Below are 1,424 nucleotides of genomic sequence, written 5' to 3'. Positions count from 1 at the left end.
GGGGTCTTCCTCCAGGTCCCGAAGATGAACGAGGAGGCCGCGCTCGCGCTCGGCGCCACCCGCTGGGAGGTCATCCGCCTCTCCGTCCTGCCCTTCGGCCGCTCCGGCATCATCTCCGCCTCGATGCTGGGCCTCGGCCGCGCGCTCGGCGAGACGATGGCCGTCGCCACGGTCCTCTCCCCGAACTTCCTCATCTCGCTGCACCTGCTCAATCCGGGCGGCGGCACGTTCGCCCAGAACATCGCGGCCAACTTCGGCGAGGCCGACGCGTTCGGGCGGGACGCCCTGATCGCCTCCGGTCTCGTCCTCTTCGTCCTCACCCTGCTGGTCAACGGCGCGGCCCGGCTCATCATCGCCCGCCGCAAGGAGTACTCGGGGGCCAACGCATGAGCCACGCACCCACCGGCGTCATGGAACGCCCGTCGCCCGCATCGCCCTCCCCGGAGAGCAGCCTCGGCAGCCGCTCCCTGCCCCGCCTCGCACCGCTCGGCTTCGCCGTCGTCTCCGTCGCGCTCGGCGTCGGCATCTCGCTGGCCGCCGGCTGGGAGAGCCGCATCCAGTGGGGCCTGATCTCGGCCCTGCTCTTCCTGGCCATCTCCTACGTCGCCACGACGGTCGTCGAGAACCAGCGCCAGGCCAAGGACCGCCTCGCCACCAGCGTGATGTGGGTCTGCTTCCTGATCGCCGTCGTCCCGCTCGCCTCGCTGCTCTGGACGACGATCGTCCGCGGCGCGGAGCGGCTCGACGGTTACTTCCTCACCCACTCGATGGCCGGTGTGCTCGGCTTCGAGCCCAGCGGCGGCGTCTACCACGCGCTGATCGGCACCCTGGAGCAGGTCGGCATCGCCACGGTGATCTCCGCCCCGCTCGGCCTGCTGACCGCCGTCTACCTCGTCGAGTACGGCAAGGGCTCGCTGGCCAGGGCCGTCACCTTCTTCGTCGACGTGATGACGGGCATCCCGTCCATCGTGGCCGGTCTCTTCATCCTGTCGATCATGCTGATCGCCAACCTGGAGCCCTCCGGCCTGATGGGCGCCCTCGCCCTGACGATCCTGATGATCCCCGTCGTGGTCCGTTCCACCGAGGAGATGCTCAAGCTCGTCCCCAACGAGCTGCGCGAGGCCTCCCTCGCCCTCGGCATCCCGAAGTGGCGCACCATCCTCAAGGTGGTCCTGCCGACCGCGATCGGCGGCATCACCACGAGCGTCATGCTCGCCATCGCCCGTATCGCCGGTGAGACGGCCCCGATCATCCTGCTGGTCTTCGGCAGCCAGCTGATCAACACGAACCCCTTCGCAGGCGCCCAGTCCTCGCTGCCGTTCTACATCTACGAGCAGTACAAGATCGGCGAGGCCGCGTCCTACGACCGCGCCTGGGCAGCGGCCCTGGTGCTGATCGCCTTCGTCATGATCCTCAATCTCGTG

Annotated in this window: 2 protein-coding genes; both read left to right on the top strand. The window is 69.0% G+C overall.

Annotated features, from left to right (window positions below):
• Positions 1–390, top strand: a 390-nt coding sequence (locus ACZ7HQ_RS45480) for a PstC family ABC transporter permease (protein WP_471003518.1), incomplete at its 5' end; no start/stop codon positions are given.
• Positions 387–1,424 (top strand): phosphate ABC transporter permease PstA (gene pstA, locus ACZ7HQ_RS45475; RefSeq protein ID WP_471003512.1); only part of this gene is annotated, 1,038 nt, incomplete at its 3' end. The genes ACZ7HQ_RS45480 and pstA, both read left to right, overlap by 4 nt.

The organism is Streptomyces sp. NPDC037290 (genome assembly GCF_055603245.1).
This window is presented reverse-complemented; position numbering and strand designations above follow the sequence as displayed.